This is a genomic window from Brevibacillus sp. SAFN-007a (assembly GCF_051967035.1).
Lineage (GTDB): Bacteria > Bacillota > Bacilli > Brevibacillales > Brevibacillaceae > Brevibacillus.
This window is the reverse complement of sequence record NZ_JBQCKK010000069.1, coordinates 1-501: the sequence shown is the minus strand read 5'-3', so window position 1 is coordinate 501 and position 501 is coordinate 1. Positions and strand designations below refer to the sequence as shown.

Annotated in this window: 1 protein-coding gene; it reads left to right on the top strand. The window is 45.1% G+C overall.

From position 1 onward, the window contains the following. Window positions 1-70 precede the first annotated feature (70 nt). The coding region (locus tag ACTHO6_RS21245) for a YrrC family ATP-dependent DNA helicase (RefSeq protein ID WP_440243826.1) at window positions 71-501 on the top strand (431 nt) is incomplete at its 3' end.

Genomic DNA, 501 nt, shown 5'->3' with positions numbered 1-501 from the left:
CCCGAGTTGATTTCGTTACCAAACTTAAAACTACTATATCAAAAAAGTGACACAACGAGGAGGTGTAACATTGAGTGGGAAAACCGGAACATTAGTCCGTTATAAGTTTCGGCAACCGAACAACGACTTCATTGTTGCCATTCTTAAACAAGACGATGGCGAAGAAATTACCATCATCGGGACTATTTATGGGGTTGAGCCAAACGAGAAAATCACAGTATACGGCGATTGGTTCAAACATCCCCAGTTTGGCGATCAGTACCGTGTCGAGCGTTGGGAACGTCCGATTCCGAAAAGCAAGGAACAGGTAATTGCTTTCCTTTCATCGTCCTTGGTGAAAGGCTGCGGGGAGAAAAGAGCCAAGCAGATTGTTGATGTCCTGGGTGAGAACACATTAGATATTATCATGAAAGAAGGAGAAGCTTGCTTGCTGCCGATCCGTGGAATTGGTCAGCAAAAGGCATCTTCTATTGTCTCCAGTGTCCGGGCATCGTTTGAGGT